Source organism: Phreatobacter sp. (assembly GCF_022843985.1).
GTDB lineage: Bacteria > Pseudomonadota > Alphaproteobacteria > Rhizobiales > Phreatobacteraceae > Phreatobacter.
In genome coordinates this window covers 12,742-29,602 of record NZ_JALHMP010000018.1, presented here as the reverse complement: position 1 = coordinate 29,602, position 16,861 = coordinate 12,742, and the positions used below count along the sequence as shown (strand labels likewise).

The following is a 16,861-nucleotide window of genomic DNA, read 5'->3' as shown; positions in this document are numbered from 1 at the left end:
TGTCATCCGGGCGGAGAGAGGGAGGTTCAGCCCTTCGCCTTCGGCGCCCAGTCCTCGACCGGACCGCCGGTCTTCTTCCAGGCCCCGAAGCCCCCCTCGATATGGGCGACGGGCTTCAGCCCCATGTCCTGCGCCGTCCTGGCGGCAAGCGCCGACCGCATCCCGCCGGCACAGAAGAAGACGAACTTCTTGTCCTCCTGAAAAAGCGGCTTGGCATAGGGGCTTTCCGGGTCGATCCAGAATTCCAGCATGCCGCGCGGGCAATGGAAGGCACCGGGAACCTTGCCGTCCCGCTCCAGCTCGCGCGGGTCGCGGATGTCGACCAGAACGACGTCGTCGCGCCCATGCAGGGCCTTGGCGGCGTCGATGCTCAGCGTCTCGATGGCGGCATTGGCCTCGGCAATCAGCGCCTTGTAGCCCTTGGTGATGGTCTGCGGCATGGATTCTCTCCGGCGTGTCGGGGCGAGCCTAGCACCAAGCCGGGCCTGCCGGACACCCGCCGGACGGCGGACGAGTAGACGCGGATGCCCACCGCTTGCTACCGATGATCGATGCTTGGACTGACATTCCTCGACGGCGTCGCCTTCGGCTATTTCGCAGTGGCCTGGGCCACCTATGCCTGGCTGGTGGAGGTCTGGGGCGGCGGGCGGCGCGGGCTGACCGCCATCATGGCCGACTACCGCCGGGCCTGGATGACCGAGATGCTGGTGCGTCCCAACCGCATCGTCGACACCCAGATCAACATGACGCTGCAGCAGGGCTCGTCCTTCTTCGCCTCGACCTCGCTGCTGGCGGTCGGCGCCTGTCTTGGCCTGATCAATGCCTCGGATCGCGCCCTGGAAGTCCTCCAGTCGCTCTCCTTCGGCCATGCCGGATCGCGCCAGCAATGGGAGATCAAGCTCGCCGGGCTGCTGGTGATCTTCGTCTATGCCTTCTTCAAGTTCGGCTGGGCCTACCGGCTGTTCAACTACTGCGCCATCCTGATCGGCGCGACACCGGAGGGCGACGGGCGCGGCAGCGACGAGGCCAAGGCCATGGCCGAGCGCGCGGCGCGGATGAACACCATCGCCGCCGCCCATTTCAACCGGGGACAGCGGGCCTTCTTCTTCGCCCTCGGCTATCTCGGCTGGTTCGCCGGCCCGCTCGTGTTCATGGCGGCGACCACCGCCGTCTTCGCCGTGCTCTACCGGCGGCAGTTCCATTCCGAGAGCCGGCAGGCGCTGCTCTAGGCCAAGGCTCGACGGCCGGCCCGCCGTGGTGCATGAGGGCGCCATGACCCCCAGCGATTCCGATCTCCAGGCCGCCATCCTGCTCCTCACCCAGGGACGCGGACCGGACAAGTCCATCTGCCCTTCGGAGGCTGCCAAGCATGTCGCGGCGGCCCGCGACGTCGATTGGCACAGCCTCATGCAGCCGGTGCGGCGGGCGGCTGTCGGACTGGCGCGCGAGGGCCGGCTCGTCATCCTGCGCAAGGGCAAGCCGGTCGACCCCGATGATTTCCGTGGCGTCTACCGCCTCACCGTGCCGCGCCAGGACTGACCTCACGGCCCCGGCAGCAGGGCGTCGCTGCGGCCGCCGAGGCGATAGGCGAGAAGCCCCAGCCATTCCCGCACCATGCGGTCGACGAGATCGAGGCCGCGGCTGACCGGCAGGATCGGCCGCCAGAGCTCGCCTGGCCGCCCCCGCGTCTCGAAATCGGTGGGATAGGCGATCACGGTCCAGCCCGCCTTGCGGAAGATGCCGAAGGAGCGCGGCATGTGCCAGGCCGATGTCACCAGCAGCCAGGTCTCGCCCGGCCGCGGCTGGACGAGCGCCCTGGTCAGGACGGCGTTCTCGAAGGTGTTGCGGCTGTCGCGCTCCAGCGTGAGCCGGGCGGGATCGATGCCGAGCTGACGGAACAGCGCCTCCGCCGCCCCGGCCTCATCCAGAGCCTCCCCCCGGAAGACGGCGGCCGAACCGCCGGTGAAGACCAGCCGCGCGGCGGGAAAGCGCCGCGCCAGCGCCACCGCCTCGGTGATACGGCCGGGCGCCGACCCCATGGTCGGCTGTCCCCGCGCCGCCGTGGTCAGCGGGTCCATGGAACCGCCGAGGACGATGATGCCGATCGGCGCCGCCAAGTCCGGTCCCGGGATCGGGAAACGGCTCTCCAGCGGCGTCGCGAGCCAGAGACCGAGAGGCGAGAGGCCGCAGACGGCGAGGCCAAGCGCCCCGGCGACGACGAGGCGCCGCCCGCCCCGGCTCCAGCGGGTGAAGAGCAGCACAGCGCCGACCAGCACCAGGGCGGTCAGCACGTTGGAGGGCGCCGCGAACCACCAGAGGATCTTGGACAGGTAGAAGAAGACGTGGTTGGCGAAGGTCACTGGCGCTCCCGGCGGCGCGGAACGCGAGGGCCCGGGACGAGCGCCCCGGTCACGAACCGCCTCACATGGTCTTGTTGAACAGTTCCCGTCCGATCAGCATGCGGCGGATCTCGCTCGTGCCCGCGCCGATCTCGTAGAGCTTGGCGTCGCGCAGCAGCCGTCCCGTCGGATAGTCGTTGATATAGCCGTTGCCGCCGAGGAGCTGGATGGCATCGAGCGCCATCTTCGTCGCGTTCTCCGCGGCATAGAGGATGGCGCCGGCGGCGTCCTCGCGCGTCGTCTGGCCGCGGTCGCAGGCCTTGGCGACCGCATAGACATAGGCGCGGGCGGCGTTCATCGAGACATACATATCGGCGATCTTGCCCTGGACCAGCTGGAATTCGCCGATCGCCTGGCCGAACTGCTTGCGCTCGTGGACATAGGGCATGACCACGTCCATGCAGGCCTGCATGATGCCGATCGGCCCGGCCGCCAGCACGGCGCGCTCATAGTCGAGGCCGCTCATCAGCACGTTGACGCCGCGGCCGACCTGTCCGAGCACGTTCTCCTCCGGCACTTCGCAGTCCTCGAACACGAGTTCGCCGGTGTGCGAGCCGCGCATGCCGAGCTTGTCCAGCTTCTGGGCACAGGAGAAGCCCTTGAAGCCCTTCTCGATGAGGAAGGCCGTCATGCCGCGGGCGCCGGCAGCGGGATCGGTCTTGGCATAGACGACGAGGACATCGGCATCGGGACCGTTGGTGATCCACATCTTGGTGCCGTTGAGGATGTAACGACCGCCCTTCTTCTCGGCCTTCAGCTTCATCGAGACGACGTCGGAGCCGGCACCGGGCTCCGACATGGCCAAGGCGCCGACATGGGCGCCGCTGATCAGCTGCGGCAGGTAGCGCCGCTTCTGCTCTTCCGAGCCGTTCTTGCGGATCTGGTTGACGCAGAGGTTGGAATGGGCGCCGTAGGACAGCCCCACCGAGGCCGAGGCGCGCGAGATCTCTTCCATGGCGATGCAGTGCTCGAGATAGCCGAGCCCGCTGCCGCCATGCTCCTCCTCGACGGTGACGCCAAGCAGGCCGAGCCCGCCGAACTTCTGCCACAGGTCCATGGGGAACTGATCGGTCTTGTCGATCTCGGCGGCACGCGGCGCGATCTCCGCCTGCGCGAAGGCGAAGACCGTGTCGCGCAGCATGTCGGCGGTCTCTCCGAGGTCGAAATCGAAGGAGCGCGGCATATTCCTCAGCATGGCATGGTCCTCGGCGGTACGGGCTTCGTGCGGCGGCTTCGGGAAGGTTATAGAAGCGGTATGCCGGGCTGTCATGATCGGCCTTGCGGCAGGGAGACGAGGATGACGGACGCGCCAGACACACCCTATGCCGATCGACCGAACCGCTTTCCGCTGCCGCCGCTCATTTTCGTCGGCGCGCTGGCCCTCGGCTACGGCCTGAACTGGCTGGCGCCGGTGGTGCTGCCGGTGGCGATCGTCTTCAAGGCCGCCGGCGCCCTGGCGCTGGGAGCGGGCCTGGCGCTGATCCTCTGGGCCTCCTCCGCCCTGTCGCGGGCGGGGACCGCGATCCTGCCGCACCACGCCGCGCGGCGCCTGGTCACGACAGGGCCGTTCGGCTGGAGCCGCAATCCGATCTATCTCGGTGAGGCGCTGATCATCGGCGGGTTCGGCGGGGTCGAGGGGGCGCTCGGCTATCTCGTGGCGGCGGCGGTCTTCGTGATGGCCATGACGCATTTCGCGATCGTGCGCGAGGAAGCGCATCTGGCGGCGCGGTTCGGCGCCGACTGGCAGGCCTATGCGGCGAGGGTCCGGCGCTGGGTGTGACCGCGATCAGCCCTGCGCGCCGCTGAGGCAGACCGCCGCGGCCCCTAGAAGCGCGGCCGCGATGCCGGCAGAGGCGCCGTCGTCATGGCCGGCGCATCGGCGGCGGGGACAGCGGCGGCGGGCACCGATGTCGTCGCCGTCGGCACCTGTGCCGGGCTCGTCTCGGCCGCGGCGAACGCCATGGGCGGGGCCGCAGCCGCCGGCGCTGCCGCCACCGCCGTCACCGGCTGGCCGCGGTGACGGAACCCCGTCTGGGCGATCTGCTGCCATTGCTGGGGCGTGCCGGCGAAGACGTTGCGGTCCACCGGAGTGTTGATACCGGCGACACGGCCGGTGGCTGTGATCTGCCAGAAGGCCCAGCGGCGGCCCGGATAGCGCTCATGCGGCACGGCCGCCACCGAGCGGACCCAGAACGGATATTCGGCAAACTCGTTGTTGGCCAGAATCTCGCGGTGGAACTTGATATCGGCATAGATGATCGGCTTCTTGCCGTAATGCCGCTCCATGGCCCGAAGAAACTCGCGCATCTTCGCCTGAGCCACGGCGACCGGAACGCGCCGCGGGCAGGTCGGCGACTGGAAGTTCCATTCGACGTCGAGCACTGGCGGCAGCGCGTCCGGCTCGACCGGCACATGGCGCTTGAACCAGGCGATCTGGTCCGCCATCGGCCGGCACCAATAGGTGAAGTGATAGGCACCGCGTGGAATGCCGGCCCGGCGCGATGCCTCCCAGTTCTCGCGGAAGCGGCTGTCGAGGAGATCGCCGCCTTCCGTCGCCTTGATGAAAGCAAAGGACACGCCCGCCGCCCTCACCTGCTCCCAGTCGATCCGGCCCTGATATTTCGACACATCGATGCCATGCACCGGATGGGCGTGATGGCCCACCGTATGGGTGATGGTCGGGAAGGGATGGTCACCGGTCGGCGGCGCGGCAACATCCGTCGGCACGCTGCCGCAGCCGGCGAGCATCAGCCCCATCAGGGTCACGGCGGTGAAGGCGATGGAGCGTCGGTTCATGGTCGAGGATGTGGCCAAGGATTGCGGCTGCGAAATGGCGGCCTTCTCTCATCCCTTATGCTTTACGACCCGTTTCCTTTTCGTAACGGGCCTTGGTCTCGGCGTTCGGCGGATAGAGGCCCGGCAGCGGCACGCCCTTGTCGATCTCGCCCATCAGCCAGCCTTCGAGATGTTCCTGCGCCTCGGCTGCCTCGAGCACCGCCTCGACCATGTCCTGCGGGATCAGAACCGCGCCGTCACCATCGCAGACGACAATGTCGTTCGGGAAGACGGCGACGCCGCCGCAGCCGATCGGCTCCTGCCAGTTGATGAAGGTCAGCGCCGCGACGGAAGCCGGCGCAGCAGCACCCGAGCACCAGACCGGCAGACCCGTGCCGCGCACCCCGTCGGCATCGCGAACCACGCCGTCGGTGACCAGCGCGGCAACGCCGCGCTTGGCCATGCGGGCGCAGAGGATGTCGCCGAAAATGCCGGCTTCCTTCGAGCCCATGGCGTCGACCACGGCGATGACGCCCTCGGGCATGGCCTCGATGGCGCCGCGGGTCGAGATCGGATGCGACCAGCTCGCCGGTGTCGCCAGATCCTCGCGCGCGGGGACGAAACGCAACGTGAAAGCCCGCCCGACCGTGCGCTTCCCCGCATGGGAGAAAGGCTGTGTCCCGGCCATCCAGATCTTCCGCAGGCCCTTCTTGAGCAGGACCGTCGTCAGCGTCGCGGTGGTGATCGTCTCGAGCTTCGCCTTGATGGCGGGATCGAGGGGCAGGACGTCAGTCATGGCAGGGGTCCGTCGGAAGGCTGAAGGAAGGCCGCGACCCTGCCCGACGTCAGCGGCGCTGTCGAGGACACAAAACGCCGGACAGCCCCCTCATACCCGGCCTGACACCGCCCTTCCGGACACGATGCCCGGCGTTGTCACGGCCAGCGGCAGGCGAGAATGCGCGCACCGGGCTGGCTTGGGCGCCACCTGCCGAACGCGGCCACGGCCGCAGACGCGAGGCGTGGGACTTTTGCGAGCGGGATCAACAAACAGGACAGCGCGGCTGATTCACAATCTGAACCACCATGTCGCGATCATCAGGAAACTGAAGAACCCGGTCACGTCGGTCACCGTCGTCACGAAGGGGCCGGAGGCGATCGCCGGGTCGACCTTCATCCGGTCGAGCGCCAGGGGGACCAGCACGCCACCGAGCGAGCCGGCCACCAGGTTGCAGACGAGGGCGAGCCCGATCACCATGCCGATGCCGGCATTGGTGAACCAGAAGCTCGCCACCGTTCCGGTGATGAGCGCGAAGGCGATGCCGTTGAACAGGCCGACGAGCATCTCGCGGCGAACGACGCGCCAGGCGTTGCGCGGACCGAGCGCGCGGGTCGCGAGCGCGCGGACCGCGACCGTCATGGTCTGCGTCGCCGCACTGCCGCCCTGGCTGGCGACGATCGGCGCGAACACGGCGAGTGCGACCATGGTCTCGAGCTGGTTCTCGGAGGATTTGAGCACGGTCGTCGCGAGAAAGGCGGTGACGAGATTGATGAGCAACCAGCGGAAGCGGCTCTTGGCCGTGGTCCAGACGCTCTGGATAGTCCAGCGCCCGCCGCCGGCGCCATGTCCTCGAGAATTTCGGCGCGGATCGTCTCGTCGATCTCGTTCAGCGCGTTGAAGTCGAAGGCGGCGCCGAGCAGGGACACGACCCTGCTGCGGTCCTCCGCGTCGAGCTGGGCGAGCAAGGCGCCGAGATCGGCCTCATGGGCCTCGGAAACGAGGCTCTTCAGGCTGTCGCGGTCATCCGCGCGCAGGATCGACTGGACCAGATGGACGACGGCGGGCAGCAATTCACCATCTTCGTCGCGCCAATCCTGGTCACGCCATTGTTCGGCCATGGCGGCGGGCGACGTGGTGACGGCCATGGGGCCTCCAGGCGAAGCGCAGCTCTCGGATCAGGGATCGGTCGTTCTTGGATGCACGGCAACGATTTGGCTAGCAGAGGTGGCGCATGGCCACCGACAGTGCCTGCAGAAGGATGGCGACGCCATGACGTCCGCTCACTCACCCTCGCGCCGCGCCCTTCTCGGCGCCCTGTCGCTGACGCTGGTGCCGGCCGCCGCCGGCGCGGCGTCCTGCGGGCCGGGCCGGCTCGGCACGGCGCGTGTGCTGCAGGTCTCCACCGCAAACGGCCTGCGCGTCGGTCGCAGGAGCTATCCGCGCACCCTGCCCCTCGAAGCCGGCGAGGTGCTGCTGACCTTCGACGACGGACCCCATCCGGGAACGACCGAGCCGATCCTCGCCGCGTTGGCGGAGGAATGCGTCAAGGCCACCTTCTTCATGATCGGCCGCCAGGCGGCCGCGCACCCTGCCCTCGCCCGCCGTGTCCTGGCGGAGGGCCATACGGTCGGCCACCATTCGAACACCCATCCGATGACGCTGGCGCAACTGCCGCAGGCCGCAGCCGAAGCCGATATCGAGGCCGGTTTCGCCGCCGTCGATCAGGCGCTCTACGGGCGCTATACGGGCCAGCCGCGGACCCCGTTCTTCCGCTATCCAGGCTTCGGCGATTCAGAGCCGCTCAACCAGGGACTGGCGGCCCGGCGCATCGGCATTTTCGGCGCCGACCTCTGGGCCAGCGACTGGAACGACATGGCGCCGGATGCCCAGCTCGGCCTCGTCATGCGCCGCCTCAGACAGGCGCGTGGCGGCATCCTGCTGTTCCACGACACGCGGCCGCAGACGGCGGTGATGCTGCCGGCCTTCCTGCAGGCCATGCGGCAGGAGGGCTTCCGGGCGGTCAATATCGTCCCGGCGTGAGGACGGGCGGCATCACCGCCCGTCCCTGTCGGGCCGTCAGGCCTTGCGCTCGATGTTCCAGATCACCGGGAAACCGAAGTCGATCACGCCCTGCAGCTCGCTGCGCCACACGGCCGGACTCTGGAACTGACCGGCGATGGGGAAGGTCGCGTTCTCCAGCGCGAACTTCTGGATCTCCTCAGCGATCGCCTTGCGCTTCACCGGGTCGCTTTCCGCCTCGAAACGCTCGATGGCCGGCACCATCGGCTGCACGCAGTAGCCCCAGGGCTGGTTGCCGGTGCAGTTGAACCCGACGCCAAGATTGGACAGCGGGTCCGACATGTCGAAGCCGGTATAGACGACCGGAATGACGCTCCAGCCGCCCTGGTCCAGCGGGTTCTTCTGCACCCAGCGCTGGGCGATGGCCGACCATTCCAGACCCTGGACATCGACATTGAACCCGGCCCGCTTCATGCGGTCGATGAGCACCGCGCCGAAGGGATTGAGCAGCGGGCTGTCGAGCGGATGGAGAACGACGATCTTCTCGTTCTTGTAGCCGGCCTCCGCCAGCAGCGCCTTGGCCTTGTCAATGCTCGGATTGGCGATCATGTCGCTGCCGCCCTTGTTCTCGTAGGGCGCGCCGCACATGAACATGGCGGTGCAGTCGGGCTTGCCGAGTTCGCCGCCGAAGCCGGCACCGGCCAGCACCTCGCCGCGATCCAGGCACTGCTGGATCGCCCGCCGCACCAGGACATTGTCCATCGGCGCCTGGAAGTGGTTGATCGACACCGCATACATGAGGTTGGCGCGGCCGCTCGCCTGGGCGAAGGTGAGGTTGCGGTCGCGGCGCATGCGCGGAATGAGGTCCACCGGCGCATATTCGAGATAGTCCACCTCGCCGCGCGTCAGCGCCGCATAGCGCAGCGCGATATCGGGCATGGTGAGCATCTCCACGCGGTCGATCTTGGCGATCTTGCCGCCGGCCAGCCCGTCCGCCGCCTCGTTCCGCGGCACGTATTTGTCGAACTTGCGGAAGGTGGCGCGGTCACCCGGGATCCATTCGCTGCGCTGGAACGCATAGGGGCCGGAGCCGACGATCTCGGAAACCTGCTGCGTCGGCGGCGTCGCTGAGGCGATCCGGGCCGGCATGATCATCGGCACATGGACCGACGGCTTGCCGAGTGCGTCGATGACACCGCCGAAGGGCCGCGACAGTTTCAGCGTGAAGGCATCGGGGCCGTCGGCGGTCAGTTCGGCGGTGGCCGCCATCAGACGCCGGCCGATGGAATCGCGGCTGCCCCAGCGCCTCAGCGAGGCGATGACGTCCGCGGAGGTGACCTTGGCGCCATCGTGGAACATGAGGCCGCCGCGCAGCTTGAATTTCCACGTCAGGCGGTCGGCGCTGACCTCCCAGCCCTCCAGCATCTGCGGCTTGTACTCGCCCTTGCCGTTGAGCGAGACGAGCGTGTCGAAGACCAGATAGCCGAAATTGCGCGTCACGAAGGACGGCGAGGCGATCGGGTCGAGATTCTGCAGGCCGACATTGACGACGAAACGCAGCGGTCTTTCTGCGCTCTGGGCGAAACCGACCCTCGGCGCGGCAATGAGCGCGGCGGCTGCGACAAGGCCCTGGCGGCGGGTGATGCGCATGGAAGGCTCCCTCTCGTCGGGTCTTCGGGGACTGTTCAGACCGCCCTCCCCGACAGAAGACGCGGCCCTTGACCCGTCGAGCCTATGAAACTTAACCGCCTGCCAGACATGCGAAGTTGGCAAGACTGATGACCAGGAACGACACAGCACTATCGCTCAGCGATACGATTGATGTTGAGATGCAGCCCGTGCCGGATTTGGATGCCCGCCGCCTTACGACGAGCGGCGCGCCGAGAAGCTGTTAGCGCAACACCCGGCCGGTAGCCCCGGGTATCGATGCGGCGAGAGACGGTGGCGACGCCCGCGGCGAACGGCAAAAAGCCCCGGCGGACCTTCGTCCACCGGGGCTTTGAATTTGGTGCGGTCGAGAGGACTCGAACCTCCACTCGGTTAAGAACTACCACCTCAAGGTAGCGCGTCTACCAGTTCCGCCACGACCGCAGTGCCAGGTTGACCTAGCGAGGCGGCTGTCTAGCAGAGCGTTTCCGTCGCCGCAAGGCTCAAACAACGCCCGCCGGCAACCTCATTCGAACTCCATGATGACGGCGTCCACGGCCAGGCTGTCGCCGGCCTTGGCGGCGATGGATTTGACCTTTCCGTCGCGCTCGGCACGCAGCACGTTCTCCATCTTCATCGCCTCGACGACGCAGAGCGCCTCGCCGGCCTTCACCTCCTGGCCGACGGCGACGGCGATGGACTTGACGAGGCCGGGCATGGGGCAGGTCAGCTTCTTGCCGCTGTCGGCTGCCACCTTCACCGGCATCAGCGCTGCCAGATCCGCCTCGCGCCGCGTATAAACATGGGCGGTGGTGGCGATGCCGCGATAGGCGAGCCTCACGCCGTTCGGCACGGTGCGCACAAGGAGGTTCACCGGGCGGCCGTCCACCTGACCGGCAAGGACCGGCTGACCCGGCGTCCAGGTCGAGGCGACCGTGTGGGTCTTGAGTTCGGTGCCGCCCGGCCCGTCGAAAATCCGAACCGCGATCTTGCCGCCCTCGTCGATGACCTCGACGTCATGGCGTGTGCCGGCCATCAGCACGACGCGGTCGCGCTCGAAGGCGACGCGATGGCCCTGCCGCATCTGGCCAGAGATCTGGCGCTTGCGGACGTTCTGGATGTGATCGATGAACGCGGCGACGGCGGCCATCACACCGGCCGCCTCGCCTTCCGGCGCCCGCGGCTTGAACCCTTCGGGATATTCCTCGGCGATGAAGCCCGTGGACAACGTCCCCGACTGCCAGCGCGGATGCTGCATCAGCGCCGAGAGGAAGGGAATATTGTGCTGGATGCCGTCGATGGCGAAGGCATCGAGCGCATCGGCCTGCGCCGCGATCGCCTTCTCGCGGGTCGGTGCCCAGGTGACCAGCTTGGCGATCATCGGGTCGTAGTAGAGCGAGATCTCGCCGCCCTCGAAGACGCCGGTATCGTTGCGCACCATCGCATCGCCCGCCGGGCCCTCCGCCGGCGGCCGATAGGTCACCAGGCGGCCGATCGAAGGCAGGAAGTTGCGATACGGATCCTCGGCATAGATGCGGCTCTCCACCGCCCAACCGTTGAGCTTCACCTGATCCTGGGTCAGGCTGAGCTTCTCGCCATAGGCGACGCGGATCATCTGCTCGACGAGGTCGATGCCGGTGATCATCTCGGTCACCGGATGCTCGACCTGCAGACGGGTGTTCATCTCGAGGAAGAAGAAGGACTTGTCCTGCCCGGCGACGAACTCGACCGTTCCGGCGGAATCGTAGTCGACCGCCCTGGCGAGGGCCACCGCCTGCTCGCCCATGGCGCGGCGGGTGGCCGGGTCGAGCAGCGGCGACGGCGCCTCCTCGATGACCTTCTGGTTGCGGCGCTGGATCGAGCATTCGCGCTCGCCGAGATAGATGACGTTGCCGTGCTTGTCGCCCAGAACCTGGATCTCGATGTGGCGCGGATTGACGATGAACTTCTCGACGAAGACGCGGTCGTCGCCGAAGGAGGACTTGGCCTCGGACTTGGCGAGGGCAAAGCCCTCGGCCACTTCCGATGCGGAATGGGCGATGCGCATGCCCTTGCCGCCGCCGCCGGCCGAGGCCTTGATCATCACGGGATAGCCGATCTCGTCGGCGATGCGGGTGGCGTGGGCCGCATCCTCGATGACGCCGAGGAAGCCGGGAACGGTGGAGACCTTGGCGGCCGCCGCCGCCTTCTTCGATTCGATCTTGTCGCCCATGGCGGCAATGGCACGGGGATTGGGACCGATGAAGACGATGCCGTTATCCTTGAGCGCCTGGGCGAAAGCCTCCCGCTCCGACAGGAAGCCGTAGCCCGGATGCACCGCCTCGGCGCCCGTCTGCTTGGCGGCGGCGATGATCTTGTCGATGACGAGATAGCTCTCGGCCGCCGCCGGCGGGCCGATATGCACGGCCTCGTCCGCCATCTCCACATGCATGGCATCCCGGTCGGCGTCCGAATAGACGGCGACCGTCTTGATGCCCATCCGCCGCGCGGTCTTGATCACGCGGCAGGCGATCTCGCCGCGGTTGGCGATCAGGATCTTCTTGAACATGCGGGAAGTCTTTCGGGCAGCACGCAAAATGGAGCAGTTCGGACGGTTTCTAGAGCCAAGGCCGCCCGGACGTCCACTCAGCTAATGGGATGACGATCCGGCTTGATCGGCCGGATCGTCCCGTCCCATGCAAATCGCCTGCCGAAAGATGGCGTTCAGGCCCGCAGCGGCTTCAGGGCGCCGGCCCACTTGACGAGTTCGTCGAGGACCTCCTTGGCGCTCGTCGCCATCAGGTCGTTGGGCTTGAAGGTCGCATCCGGGCCGAGGAAGGAGCCGAAGCCGGGAACGGCCACCGCCTGCGGGATGGGCATCATCTTCAGCGTGGTCAGCGTCGGCTTGATCTGCTGCACGGCGCGCAGGCCACCGGACACGCCGCCATAGCCGACGAAGCCCACTGGCTTGTAGGCCCATTCACCGGCCAGGAAGGTCAGGGCGTTGTAGAGCGCCGGCGAGACGCCGTAATTGTATTCAGGCGTGACGAAGACGAAGGCATCGGCCGCCTTGACGCTCTCAGACCAGGCCTTGGTATGGGCCTTCTCGTATTTCGCCATGCGCGGATGGTTGGGCTCGTCGAAGACCGGCAGATTGAAACTGGCGAGGTCGACCAGTTCGGCCGAAAAGCCGCCATGGGCGACCGCGACGTCGTTGAACCACTTGCCGACCTGGGGGCCGACACGTCCCGGCCGTGTGCTGGTGACGATCGTGTGGAGCTTGAGGCTCATGCTGTTCTCCTGGGCGGTGCCGCTGCCGGCAGCCGCGATACCGAATTCGTGGTTACTGTCTGTAACCGGGGGTAGTCTGGTAATTCATGTTGCATCGCGCAAGAAGGCAGGGCGGAGAAAGCAGGGAACAAAGGCGTGAGCGCAGGCCCTCGAAGCCCGCGGACCGCGCCGCGCCCCCTTAGGGAATGACCCGCAATTCGCTCTCGCGGCTGACCAGCCGTCCGAGCGTACGCAGTCGGTTCGAGAGCCGGTCGCCGGCGAGGCCGGCGAGGTCGCCGGCCAGCGTCAGGACCAGCCGGCGGTCCTCGACGCCGAGCGGCGCGCGCGGCAGCGCACCCGGCATGGCAGCGGAGACGAGATAAGCGACCCGCATCGCCGCGCCGAGAATGCGGGCGCGATCGAGAAGCCTGACGCCCACCAACTCGCGGATCCGCGGTGACATGAACTCGTCGAGCAGGCCCTCGTGCCGGTAGAAGCTGGCGAGCGCCAGATAGGCGCGGCCGGGATGGTCCACCCCGACGAAATTGGCATGGGCGATGATGTTGAGGCTCTGCTCGCCGCGATAGTCCGGATGGGCGCGCCAGCCGATATCGGCAAGCAGGCAGGCAGCATGGCGCAGCCTTTTCTCCTCCGCGCTTTCCTCGAGATGGGCGACCTCCATGAACCGGTCGGTCCAGGCGATCAGTTCCTCGCCGTGGCGCGGCGATCGCGATCTGAGCAGACAGAGCTCGCGCGCCGCCGCGATCAGCGGATCGGCCGCTCTCTCGTCCGGGTCGAGCAATGAGTAGAGCAATCCCTCGCGCACACCGGTGACCGAGATGACCACCCGCTCGATCCGCGCGGTGCGGACCACCGCCTCCAGCACCAGGGCGCCATAGGCGAGCAGCGGCCGCCGGCTCTCCGCGACCACGTCGATGCGGGAAATCGTATCGGTCGGCTGCCGGCTGACGAGATAGCAGAAGTCGGCGACCTCCCGGCCGGTCAGGGCATAGCCGTGCATCACGTTGAGGGGATAGCCGCGCTGGGCCATGTGCAGCTTGGCGAGCGACCGCCAGGTGCCACCGACCGCATAGAAGGTCTGGCCCCGGTTCTTCTTGAGGAGATCGACCTTGCCGACCAGCTTGGCGGCGATGCGCTCCGCCTTCTTCACCGACTGGCCGGACGTGTCCTGCAGCGCGAGGCCGCCGAGCGGCAGGGTCACACCGGTACCGATGGCGCCACCATTGATGTCGACGAGTTCGAGCGATCCGCCACCGAGATCGCCGACGAGGCCGTGGGGCCGATACATGCCGGAGACGACGCCGAGCGCGGCGAAGGCCGCCTCGTCCCGGCCCGACAGGAGTTGCAGCGGGACACCGCAGATCGCCTCGCATGCGGCGACAAATTCCGGGCCGTTCTTGGCGTCGCGGACCGCGGCGGTGGCGAGGATATGGAGTTCGCCCACCCGCAGCTGCGTGCACAGCGCCCGAAACCGTCGGATCGAGGCCAGGGCCCGCACCACCGCGTCATCGGCAAGGCGGCCGGAGGTCTGCACGTTGCGGCCAAGGCCGCAAAGGGTCTTCTCATTGAAGATCGGTGTCGGGGATCGCGTTAGCGCCTCGTAGACGACGAGACGGACCGAATTCGATCCGATGTCGATGACGCCGATGGTCGGGCCGAGCTGCAACCGGCCCGGGGCGATCTCGAACACGTCACTCGTCTGACCGCTCGGCCCTGCTGGCAAAGCGGCGGGGAGACGATTCTTTGAGCGATTTTCCACGTCCGGACAGACTCGGATTGGTCATGAAGTATTTGTGGGCGTTGAAGGCCTCTTCGCCCTTGGCCGGCTTGATACGCTCCGAGGTCCCGTCGGGCAAGAGACGCCAGCTCTGCTCGTTGTCCTTGAGGTTAGCGATCATGATCTGGTCGAGCACCTGTTCATGCACCGTCGGGTTGACCAGCGGGCAGAGCACCTCGACGCGCCGGTCGAGGTTGCGCGGCATCAGGTCGGCCGAGGAGATATAGACCTTGGCCTTGGCGTGAGGCAGGCCGTGACCACCGCCGAAGGCATAGATGCGGCTGTGTTCGAGGAAACGGCCGACGATGGACTTGGCGTGGATATTGTCGGACAGGCCGGGCACGCCGGGCCTGAGACAGCAGATGCCGCGCACGACGAGATCGACGCGCACGCCGGCCTGGCTGGCGTCGTAGAGGGCATCGATGATCATCGGGTCGACGAGCGAGTTCATCTTCAGCCAGATCGCGGCCGGCTTGCCGGCCTTGGCGAAGGCGATCTCCTCGGCGATGTGCTCGAGCAGCTTCTTCTTGAGGCTCAGCGGCGAGATCGCCATGGCCTCGAGCTCCTGCGGCTCGGCATAGCCGGTGATGAAGTTGAAGATGCGGGCGACGTCGCGGCCGATCACCGGATCGTCGGTGAAGTACGACAGGTCGGTATAGATGCGCGCCGTGATCGGGTGATAATTGCCGGTGCCGACATGGCAGTAGGTGACGAGGTTCTCGCCCTCGCGGCGGATCACCATCGACAGCTTGGCATGGGTCTTCAGCTCGATGAAGCCGAAGACGACCTGCACGCCGGCGCGCTCCAGGTCGCGGGCCCAGCGGATATTGGCCTCTTCATCGAAGCGCGCCTTGAGCTCGACGAGGGCCGTGACCGACTTGCCGGCCTCGGCCGCCTCGGCCAGGGCCTTGACGATCGGCGAGTCCGAGGAGGTCCGGTACAGCGTCTGCTTGATGGCGACGACATTGGGGTCGCGCGCCGCCTGGTTGAGGAACTGCACCACCACATCGAAGCTCTCATAGGGGTGGTGGACGACCAGATCCTTCTGCCGGATCGAGGCGAAGCAGTCGCCGCCCTGGTCGCGGATGCGCTCGGGATAGCGCGGCGCATAGGGTACGAACTTGAGGTCCGGCCGCTCCAGCGAGACGAGCTGGGACAATTCGTTCAGCGCCAGCACGCCTTCGACCCGGAAGATTTCGTCGTCGACGACACCGAGCGCTCCCGCGATAAAATGGCGAAGGTCGTCGGGCATCGACGCCTCAGCCTCAAGGCGGATCACCGAGCCGCGACGACGCCGCTTCAGCGCAGATTCGAAGTGGCGGACGAGATCCTCGGCCTCTTCCTCGATTTCCAGGTCGCTGTCGCGGATGATGCGGAAGGCGCCCTGCCCTTTGACGTCATAGCCGGGAAAGAGGCGGTTGATGAACAGGCCGACCGTCTGCTCCAGCGTGACGAAGCGCCGGGCGCCGGTCTCGGCGAGATCGGGCAGCTTGATGAACCGGTCGATCTTGGCGGGGACGCGGATGAGCGCGCGCATCGGGCGGCCGTCGGCGATGCGCTGCAATGCCAGCGCGACGGTGAAGCCGAGATTGGGGATGAAGGGAAAGGGGTGGGCCGGGTCGATGGCGAGCGGCGTCAAGACCGGGAAGACATGACCGAGGAAATGGTCCTCGAGCCAGGCACGCTCCGCCTTGGTGACGTCCGGAGCATCGACCAGCACGATGCCCTCGTGAAGCACCTCCTCGCGCAGCTCGCGCCAGCGCTTTTGCTGGTCGGAAGCAAGGCTGGCCACCGCCTCGGATATCTTGGCGAGCTGCTCGGCAGGGGTGAGACCGTCCGGCGACACCGTACCGATGCCCTGCAGCACCTGGCCGCGCAGACCGGCGACGCGGACCATGAAGAATTCGTCGAGGTTGTTCGCCGAGATCGACAGGAACCGCAGCTGTTCGAGCAGCGGATGGTTGCGGTTGGAGGCTTCCTCCATGACGCGGCGGTTGAACTGCAGCCAGGAGAGTTCGCGGTTGATGAAGCGCTCGGGCTTGTCGCGCAGGTCGCTTGTCGCAACCGCCTGCGCCACGTCGCGCACAGCAGAGGCCGCAGCCGCCGCCTGGCTGCGGCCGAAGCCCTTGACCTCGGCAGCCACCCGGGCTGTCACATCCTTCTTGGTCTCGCCAGCGGTCATCATGCCCCCAAGGG

14 protein-coding genes, 1 tRNA gene and 1 pseudogene are annotated in these 16,861 nt (G+C 67.2%); 4 read left to right on the top strand and 12 right to left on the bottom strand.

Annotation, left to right across the window (positions count from 1 at the left end; translation table 11 throughout):
- Positions 1-26: 26 nt before the first annotated feature.
- On the bottom strand, positions 27-440 hold the full coding sequence (locus tag Q0C57_RS13440) for a rhodanese-like domain-containing protein (RefSeq protein WP_296576941.1): 414 nt from the start codon (positions 438-440) through the stop codon (positions 27-29).
- A 111-nt stretch (positions 441-551) separates the two neighbouring features.
- Here Q0C57_RS13440 and Q0C57_RS13435 point away from each other — a divergent pair, with 111 nt between their 5' ends.
- Together Q0C57_RS13435 and Q0C57_RS13430 are read left to right on the top strand one after the other, a co-directional pair.
- Positions 552-1,229, top strand: coding sequence for a DUF599 family protein (locus tag Q0C57_RS13435; protein WP_296576940.1), 678 nt, complete (start codon positions 552-554; stop codon positions 1,227-1,229).
- A gap of 43 nt (positions 1,230-1,272) precedes the next feature.
- Entirely contained in the window at positions 1,273-1,539 is a 267-nt protein-coding gene (locus Q0C57_RS13430; RefSeq protein ID WP_296576939.1) for a DUF3253 domain-containing protein, read from the top strand.
- A gap of 2 nt (positions 1,540-1,541) precedes the next feature.
- On the opposite strand, the gene Q0C57_RS13425 is transcribed toward Q0C57_RS13430, so the two are convergent.
- Positions 1,542-2,360: a YdcF family protein gene (locus tag Q0C57_RS13425; protein ID WP_296576938.1), complete on the bottom strand. Its 819-nt coding sequence runs from the start codon at positions 2,358-2,360 to the stop codon at positions 1,542-1,544.
- 61 nt (positions 2,361-2,421) lie between these two features.
- Positions 2,422-3,594: an isovaleryl-CoA dehydrogenase gene (locus Q0C57_RS13420; protein WP_296576937.1), complete on the bottom strand. Its 1,173-nt coding sequence runs from the start codon at positions 3,592-3,594 to the stop codon at positions 2,422-2,424.
- A 102-nt stretch (positions 3,595-3,696) separates the two neighbouring features.
- Here Q0C57_RS13420 and Q0C57_RS13415 point away from each other — a divergent pair, with 102 nt between their 5' ends.
- A complete protein-coding gene (locus tag Q0C57_RS13415; protein WP_296576936.1) occupies positions 3,697-4,179 on the top strand; it encodes an isoprenylcysteine carboxylmethyltransferase family protein in 483 nt (160 codons plus the stop codon).
- Positions 4,180-4,223: 44 nt separating this feature from the next.
- Here Q0C57_RS13415 and Q0C57_RS13410 read toward each other — a convergent pair whose 3' ends face one another.
- From Q0C57_RS13410 to Q0C57_RS13400, 3 genes and pseudogenes are all read right to left on the bottom strand, one after another.
- Complete coding sequence (locus Q0C57_RS13410) at positions 4,224-5,195, bottom strand: GH25 family lysozyme (protein ID WP_296576935.1); 972 nt, start codon at positions 5,193-5,195, stop codon at positions 4,224-4,226.
- 55 nt (positions 5,196-5,250) lie between these two features.
- Positions 5,251-5,970: a ribonuclease activity regulator RraA gene (locus Q0C57_RS13405; RefSeq protein ID WP_296576934.1), complete on the bottom strand. Its 720-nt coding sequence runs from the start codon at positions 5,968-5,970 to the stop codon at positions 5,251-5,253.
- A 270-nt stretch (positions 5,971-6,240) separates the two neighbouring features.
- A pseudogene (locus tag Q0C57_RS13400) lies at positions 6,241-7,097 on the bottom strand (magnesium transporter).
- Positions 7,098-7,221: 124 nt separating this feature from the next.
- Here Q0C57_RS13400 and Q0C57_RS13395 point away from each other — a divergent pair.
- Entirely contained in the window at positions 7,222-7,992 is a 771-nt protein-coding gene (locus Q0C57_RS13395; RefSeq protein WP_296576933.1) for a polysaccharide deacetylase family protein, read from the top strand.
- Between the two features lie 36 nt (positions 7,993-8,028).
- On the opposite strand, the gene Q0C57_RS13390 is transcribed toward Q0C57_RS13395, so the two are convergent.
- From Q0C57_RS13390 to Q0C57_RS13365, 6 genes are all read right to left on the bottom strand, one after another.
- Entirely contained in the window at positions 8,029-9,621 is a 1,593-nt protein-coding gene (locus tag Q0C57_RS13390; RefSeq protein WP_296576932.1) for an ABC transporter substrate-binding protein, read from the bottom strand.
- A gap of 356 nt (positions 9,622-9,977) precedes the next feature.
- Positions 9,978-10,062: transfer RNA gene (locus Q0C57_RS13385), tRNA-Leu, on the bottom strand.
- An 82-nt stretch (positions 10,063-10,144) separates the two neighbouring features.
- Positions 10,145-12,166, bottom strand: a complete 2,022-nt coding sequence (locus tag Q0C57_RS13380; RefSeq protein ID WP_296576931.1) for an acetyl/propionyl/methylcrotonyl-CoA carboxylase subunit alpha — start codon at positions 12,164-12,166, stop codon at positions 10,145-10,147.
- A gap of 155 nt (positions 12,167-12,321) precedes the next feature.
- On the bottom strand, positions 12,322-12,888 hold the full coding sequence (locus Q0C57_RS13375; RefSeq protein ID WP_296576930.1) for an NADPH-dependent FMN reductase: 567 nt from the start codon (positions 12,886-12,888) through the stop codon (positions 12,322-12,324).
- Between the two features lie 178 nt (positions 12,889-13,066).
- A complete protein-coding gene (locus Q0C57_RS13370; RefSeq protein WP_296576929.1) occupies positions 13,067-14,578 on the bottom strand; it encodes a Ppx/GppA phosphatase family protein in 1,512 nt (503 codons plus the stop codon).
- Between the two features lies 1 nt (position 14,579).
- Complete coding sequence (locus tag Q0C57_RS13365) at positions 14,580-16,847, bottom strand: RNA degradosome polyphosphate kinase (protein ID WP_296577004.1); 2,268 nt, start codon at positions 16,845-16,847, stop codon at positions 14,580-14,582.
- Between the last annotated feature and the right edge of the window lie 14 nt (positions 16,848-16,861).